Source organism: Mesorhizobium sp. M7A.F.Ca.CA.004.04.2.1 (genome assembly GCF_004022825.1).
Taxonomy (GTDB): Bacteria; Pseudomonadota; Alphaproteobacteria; order Rhizobiales; family Rhizobiaceae; genus Mesorhizobium.
Window position 1 is genome coordinate 1 of sequence record NZ_RZPH01000282.1, and the last position, 6,128, is coordinate 6,128.

General features: G+C 65.9%; 6 protein-coding genes, 1 tRNA gene and 1 pseudogene. 5 read left to right on the plus strand and 3 right to left on the minus strand.

The window, feature by feature from the left end; all coding sequences use genetic code 11:
* From dapB to EN893_RS14720, 5 genes and pseudogenes are all read left to right on the plus strand, one after another.
* A partial coding sequence (dapB, locus tag EN893_RS14700) for a 4-hydroxy-tetrahydrodipicolinate reductase (protein ID WP_128361611.1) occupies positions 1 to 795 on the plus strand: 795 nt, incomplete at its 5' end.
* A gap of 92 nt (positions 796 to 887) precedes the next feature.
* Positions 888 to 1,508: a 2,3-bisphosphoglycerate-dependent phosphoglycerate mutase gene (locus tag EN893_RS14705; RefSeq protein WP_127268270.1), complete on the plus strand. Its 621-nt coding sequence runs from the start codon at positions 888 to 890 to the stop codon at positions 1,506 to 1,508.
* Between the two features lie 73 nt (positions 1,509 to 1,581).
* A tRNA-Leu gene (locus EN893_RS14710) sits at positions 1,582 to 1,666 on the plus strand.
* A 149-nt stretch (positions 1,667 to 1,815) separates the two neighbouring features.
* Positions 1,816 to 3,494, plus strand: a pseudogene (locus EN893_RS14715) (FAD-dependent oxidoreductase).
* The gene (locus EN893_RS14720) at positions 3,491 to 3,799 is read left to right on the plus strand and encodes a UBP-type zinc finger domain-containing protein (RefSeq protein ID WP_027040253.1); all 309 of its coding nucleotides are present in this window, start codon (positions 3,491 to 3,493) and stop codon (positions 3,797 to 3,799) included. Before EN893_RS14715 ends, EN893_RS14720 begins: the two are co-directional and overlap by 4 nt.
* Positions 3,800 to 3,887: 88 nt before the next feature.
* On the opposite strand, the gene EN893_RS14725 is transcribed toward EN893_RS14720, so the two are convergent.
* The 3 genes from EN893_RS14725 to EN893_RS14735 form a co-directional block, all read right to left on the minus strand.
* On the minus strand, positions 3,888 to 4,262 hold the full coding sequence (locus EN893_RS14725) for a YkvA family protein (RefSeq protein WP_127269768.1): 375 nt from the start codon (positions 4,260 to 4,262) through the stop codon (positions 3,888 to 3,890).
* Between the two features lie 90 nt (positions 4,263 to 4,352).
* Positions 4,353 to 4,535, minus strand: coding sequence for a hypothetical protein (locus EN893_RS14730; RefSeq protein WP_013528612.1), 183 nt, complete (start codon positions 4,533 to 4,535; stop codon positions 4,353 to 4,355).
* A 125-nt stretch (positions 4,536 to 4,660) separates the two neighbouring features.
* Positions 4,661 to 6,128 (minus strand): transcriptional regulator (locus EN893_RS14735; protein ID WP_128361612.1); only part of this gene is annotated, 1,468 nt, incomplete at its 5' end.

Consider the following 6,128-nt stretch of genomic DNA (forward strand, 5'->3'; position numbering starts at 1 on the left):
GTGGTGGTGGGCGCTGCCGGCCGCATGGGCCAGACGCTGATCCGCGCCATCCACACCATCCCCGGCGCGCGGGTCATCGGCGCGGTCGAGCGGGCGGGTTCGCCCTATCTGGGCAAGGACGCAGGCGAACTGGCGGGCATCGGTATCATCAACGTGCCGATCGGCGACGATCCGCTGCCGGTCTTCGCCAAGGCAGACGGCGTGCTCGACTTCACCACGCCTGCTTCGACGGTCGAATTCGCGGGCTATGCGGCGCAGGCGCGCATCGTTCACGTCATCGGCACGACCGGGTGCACGGCCGACGACAATGCGAAAATCGCGGCGGCGGCGCGCCATGCGACGATCGTCAAGTCGGGCAATATGAGCCTCGGCGTCAATCTGCTGGCGGTGCTGGTCGAGCAGGCGGCACGCGCGCTCGATGCCGACGATTTCGACATCGAGATCCTCGAAATGCACCATAAGCACAAGGTCGACGCGCCATCGGGCACAGCGCTGCTGCTGGGCGAAGCCGCCGCCGCCGGGCGTGGTATCGAGCTTTCAGGCAATGAGGTACGCGTCCGCGACGGCCACACCGGCGTGCGCAAGACAGGCTCGATCGGCTTTGCCACCCTGCGCGGCGGCTCTGTCGTCGGCGACCACAGCGTGATGCTGGCCGGCACCGGCGAGCGCATCACGCTTGCCCACCATGCCGAGGACCGCGCCATCTTCGCTCGGGGCGCCGTCAAGGCGGCGCTTTGGGCGCGCGGCAAGAAGCCGGGACTGTATTCGATGCGGGACGTGCTCGGCCTCAGCTGAGCCGGCCTGATCCATAAACCTCTTTGTCTAACGCAATTCCGGGCGGAAAACCGCGTCACACTTTTCCTGGAATTGCTCTTGAAGGAGCAAACATGTCGAGAACCCTCGTGCTCGTACGCCACGGCCAGAGCGAATGGAATTTGAAGAACCTGTTCACCGGCTGGCGCGATGTCGACCTGACCGAACAGGGCCACGCCGAGGCCAAGGCCGCCGGCCAGAAGCTCAAGGCGCGCGGCCTGAAATTCGACATCGCCTTCACCTCGGCGCTGATCCGGGCGCAAAAAACCTGCCAGCACATTCTCGACGCGGTCGGCCAGAGCGACCTGAAGACCATCCGCGACCAGGCACTCAACGAGCGCGACTATGGCGACCTTTCCGGCCTCAACAAGGACGACGCCCGCAAGAAATGGGGCGAGGAGCAGGTGCATGTCTGGCGCCGCTCCTACGACGTGCCGCCGCCCGCCGGCGAAAGCCTGAAGGACACCGGCGCCCGCGTCTGGCCCTACTATCTGCACGATTTGCAGCCGCACGTGCTGCGCGGCGGCACGGTGCTGGTCGCCGCGCACGGCAACTCGCTGCGCGCGCTGATCATGGCGCTGGACGGCAAGTCGGGCGAGGAGATCGTCAAGCTGGAACTCGGCACCGGCGTGCCGGTCATCTACCAGCTCAACGCCGATTCCACCGTCGCTTCGAAGGAAGTGCTGGACGACTGAGCCGGCGAACGGAGCACCTGCGAAAAAAGCGCGTTGACAGCAATCGCTTGCCCGCTTACATGAGCCCGCACCAGCCCAGATGGCGGAATTGGTAGACGCGCACGGTTCAGGTCCGTGTTCCGCAAGGAGTGGAGGTTCGAGTCCTCTTCTGGGCACCAAATTCCCGTTTCGAACCATTCGCCGGTTCAGAAACTTAGAGAAAAAGCCCGGCTCGTCCGGGCTTTTTCTTTGCCGCCAACCTCCCCTTCCGGCCAGTCCCCTCACAAACCGCTTCAAACTCCGCGCCCGCTTCGCTACGCTCAAAACCATGGCTCAATCCACCACCCAGATATTCGGTGCCCGCCGCGACCAGGCGTTCCCCACGCTGGCCGAGGTGGACATCGACCGCATGCGCCGGTTCGGCGAGGCCAGCGCCTATGCCGCCGGCGAGCACATCATCGAAGCAGGCGATGTGGCGCCCGGTCTGATCGTCGTGCTGTCGGGCAGCGTGGACATCACCCAGGACGGCGGGCTCGGCCGGCGCGAGACGATCGTCACCCATGGCCCCGGCAGCTTTGTCGGCGAGCTGGCGCAGCTTTCGGCCCGTCCCTCGCTGGTCAATGCGCAGGCCGCCGAACCGGTGGAGGCGTTCGTCATCGCCTCGCAGCGGCTGCGCGACCTGATGGTGCAGGAGGCCAATCTCGGCGAGCGCATCATGCGGGCGCTGATCCTGCGCCGCGTCGGGCTTTTGGAGAGCGCTACCAGCGGGCCGATCATCATCGGACCCCAGGACAATGCCGACGTGTTGCGCCTGCAGGGCTTCCTCGCCCGCAGCGGCCAGCCGCATCGCGTGCTCGATTCCGGCAGCGATCCCTGCGCCAAAACCCTGGTAGAACGCTTCGAGGTCGATCCTCACCACCTGCCGATCGTGCTCTGTCCAAACGGCAGGCTGCTGATGAACCCCGGCGAAAAGGACCTCGCCCGCTGCATCGGCCTGCTGCGGCCGATCGATGCCGATACGGTCTATGACGTGGCCATCGTCGGCGCCGGCCCGGCAGGGCTGGCGGCGGCGGTCTATGCGGCCTCCGAAGGCCTATCGACGATCGTGCTCGACTGCCGCGCCTTCGGCGGACAGGCCGGTGCATCCTCGCGCATCGAGAACTATCTTGGTTTCCCCACAGGCATTACCGGCATGGCGCTGATGGCGCGCGCTTACAACCAGGCGCAGAAATTCGGCGTCGAAATGGTCATCCCGGACGAGGCGAAGCTTTTGAGCGCCGCCTCCGACGCGTCAGGCGCCCGCTATCTGCTCGATGTCGGTGATGGCGAGACGTGCGCACGCGCAGCGTGGTGATCGCCAGCGGCGCGCGCTATCGCCGCCTCGACATCGCCAATCTGGCGCGGTTCGAGGGAACGTGCGTGCATTACTGGGCGTCGCCCATTGAAGGGCGGCTTTGCGCGGACCAGGAAGTGGCGCTGGTCGGCGCCGGCAATTCGGCCGGGCAGGCGGCTGTCTACTTGGCCAGTCATGCGCGCAAAGTGGCGCTGCTGGCGCGCGGTGGCAGCCTCGATGCCAGCATGTCGCGCTACCTGGTCGAACGCATCAAGGCGCAGCCGAACATCGAGGTGCTGACCGGGACCGAAATCGAGGCGCTGGACGGCGAAGAGGGCAATCTTGGCACGGTGCGATGGCGCAACCGCGCCAGCGGCGCGGAAACGACGCGCCCGATCCGCCATCTCTTTCTCTTCATCGGCGCCGACCCGAACACCGATTGGCTGGCGAATTGCGGTGTGGCGCTGGACGCCAGGGGGTTCGTGCGCACCGGATCGGAGCTGGGATCGGCGCAGATGGAGACCAGCCGCAGCGGCGTGTTCGCCATCGGCGACGTCCGCGCCGGTTCGGTCAAACGCGTCGCGGCGGCTGTCGGCGAAGGCGCCCAGGTGGTCGCGGCATTGCATGCATATCTCGCGCGCGCGGACGCACCTCAAACAGCAGGGAGACCATGATGGATGAATGCAGGCATACGCGCGACATCAGGAAGGTGACGCCGAGCGCGCTCGGCTGCGAGGAGTGCCTGAAGAGCGGGTCGCAATGGGTGCATTTGCGGCTCTGCCGCACCTGCGGCCATGTCGGCTGCTGCGACGACTCGCCCAACCGCCACGCCACCAGGCATTTTCACGCCACCAAGCATCCGATCATCGAGGGCTACGATCCGCCGGAAGGCTGGGCATGGTGCTATGTCGACGAGGTGTTTGTCGACCTCGGCGACGACGTGACCCCGCAGAACGGCCCGATCCCGCGCTTTGTTTGAGCGGCGCCGCATGGCGACGGAATCCCGGGAAAAGCGCGATCCGTCCGGGCTTCATTGGCGGCGGTTTCCCTGCTGAACGGCCTGGCAGTCAGTCAGCGAAATACAGATATCCCAGCCACCCGGCCAGCACGATCGAGGCAGTCCAGATACAAACAATGATCACCGCCGCGTAGCGGCTCACCGGCCTGTCGGCGGCCAGCGCGGCGGTCTTTCTGTGTTCCGCCATCACCTCGGGCGGTATCATCCTGACCACGGCAAGGACGCCCAAAGGGACAAGGATGACGTCGTCGAGATAGCCGATCACCGGAATGAAATCGGGGATCAGGTCGATTGGCGACAAGGCATAGCTTGCAACACACACGGCAAGCGCCTTGGCGTACCAGGGCGTTCGGGGATCGCGAGCGGCGAGGTAGAGCGCATGCACATCGCGCTTGATCGTTCGGGCCCACTCATTCAGTGCCATCGGATGATTTTAGCGCCAAATGAAAACCGCCGATAGCGCACGCCAGGCGCCCGCCTCCGACAGCATCTCGAAGAGCCGATGACCGCCGGTCTACCGCACGGAGCCGGTGACGGTCGGGTCGATCATGCTGGGAACGGATTTGCGTTCGTTGCCGGCAAGCGCCGCTATGATCAGCAGGCTGGCAACCACCGGGACAAACAGGATGGCAACGCGAGCTTGCACGTAGAATATGGCGCGCCATTCATTGCGCTTGTCGGGGCTGTTGCTCATCATACTCACTTTGTCGTCCCCCACGCGGTGACATAGCCGCAAACAGTTAAACAACTCCTTCCGACTTCGTTAACCCGGCGGAATTGAGGCGAAATTCCCAGGCGATCCCAGAGATGGCGAGCCAGGCTTCAGTTCAGCCCGATAAGCCTGGCGCCCTGCCGGAACAGCGCCACGGCGTCCGGCTCGAAGCGGAAGGTGCCGATGAAATCGTCGGCGCAATAGTCCGGCCTTGTCTTGCGAATGGCGGCGGCGAAGCCGCGCGCCTCGTCGAGCCGTCCGGCCAGCGCCAGGCAGTGCGCGGCGATCGCCAGTATGATGGCGTGGGCGTTGGGCCGCGCCGCCGCCTTCAGCGCCCATTCGGCCGCTTCCTCGAACTGGCCGAGCCGGACATGCGCCATGGCGCGTGCGCCCAGCATGCCGAACAGCAGCGGGTCGAACGGGCTGAGATGGCGCGAATGATCCGAAGAGCCTATCGCCGCTCGCGGGTCGCCCGACTGCGAATGCACGAAGGACAGCGCGTAGTGGCCAAGCGCGAAGTTGGGGCTGAGATCGACAGCCCGCTCGAGTTCGAGCAGCGAGCCGTCCTGCTCGCCGCGCAGCCACAGCGCCCGGCCCATCGCCCAATGCGCGGCCGGATTGTGGTCGTCGACCAGCAGGCTGTGTCCGGCGCTCTCGAAGGCCAGCGCGCTTTCGCGGTCGCGGTCGCCCCAGCGCTGGAAGGCGTTCTGCCAGTGGGTGAAGGACAGGCCGGCATAGGCGCGGGCAAAGGTCGGGTCGAGCTGCAAGGCCTGGGCAAAGAAATGCCGCGCCTGTTCGTTTTCCGCCTGGGTGAAGCGGTACATGTGCCAGAGGCCGCGATGGTAGGCTTCCCAGGCGTTGAGCGAGTTGGGCGCCTTCAGCATGGCGCGGTTGCGCTCGACGGTTTCGATCTCGGCCGAGATCGAGGAGACGATACTGTTGCCGATGTCGTCGAGCACGGAAAAGATGTCATCGGGCCTGCGCTCGAAGGTCTCGGCCCAGACGATCCTGGCGCTGCGCACCTCGATTAGTTCGACGCCGACGATGAGGCGGCCAGACGGGCTGCGCACCGTGCCGGTGGCGACATAGTCGACATTCAGCCGGCGGCCGGCATCCTCGGGCGCGATGTTCTGCTCTGCCAGCGCAAACACCGATCCGCGCGCGATGACGAAGAAATCCCTGAGCTTGGCCAGGCGGGTGATGATGTCGTGGGTGAAACCGTCGGCCAATCCGCCGCGCGTGCCGCCGCTCTCCTCGACAAACGGCATCACCGCCAGCGAAGCGTGGCTGGGCTCGACCGGGCCGGGTGCGGCGGGCATGGTGGCCACCAGTGGCGATAGCGTGGACAGGCAGGCCGCCTGTGTCCGTAGCGAGGCCCCGGGCCGTTGTTCACGGATCGCCTGCCAGGCCGCGCGAAGCGGTGCGAAATCAAGCTCCTCCGACCGGAACAATCGCTCCGCCGAAGCCAGGTGCTGCTCTGCCGCGGCGACCTCGCCGCGCCCGGCCAGATTGGACAGCAGTGCTGCATGCGCACGCGTGTCGAACGGCGCCAGTTCCACCCATGTGTCGAGATGGGCG

Coding starts and splice junctions, on each gene's coding strand:
- EN893_RS14720 (WP_027040253.1), top strand. CDS start 3,491: ATGATGGATGAATGCAGGCATACGCGCGACATCAGGAAGGTGACGCCG.
- EN893_RS14730 (WP_013528612.1), bottom strand. CDS start 4,535: ATGATGAGCAACAGCCCCGACAAGCGCAATGAATGGCGCGCCATATTC.
- EN893_RS14725 (WP_127269768.1), bottom strand. CDS start 4,262: ATGGCACTGAATGAGTGGGCCCGAACGATCAAGCGCGATGTGCATGCG.
- EN893_RS14705 (WP_127268270.1), top strand. CDS start 888: ATGTCGAGAACCCTCGTGCTCGTACGCCACGGCCAGAGCGAATGGAAT.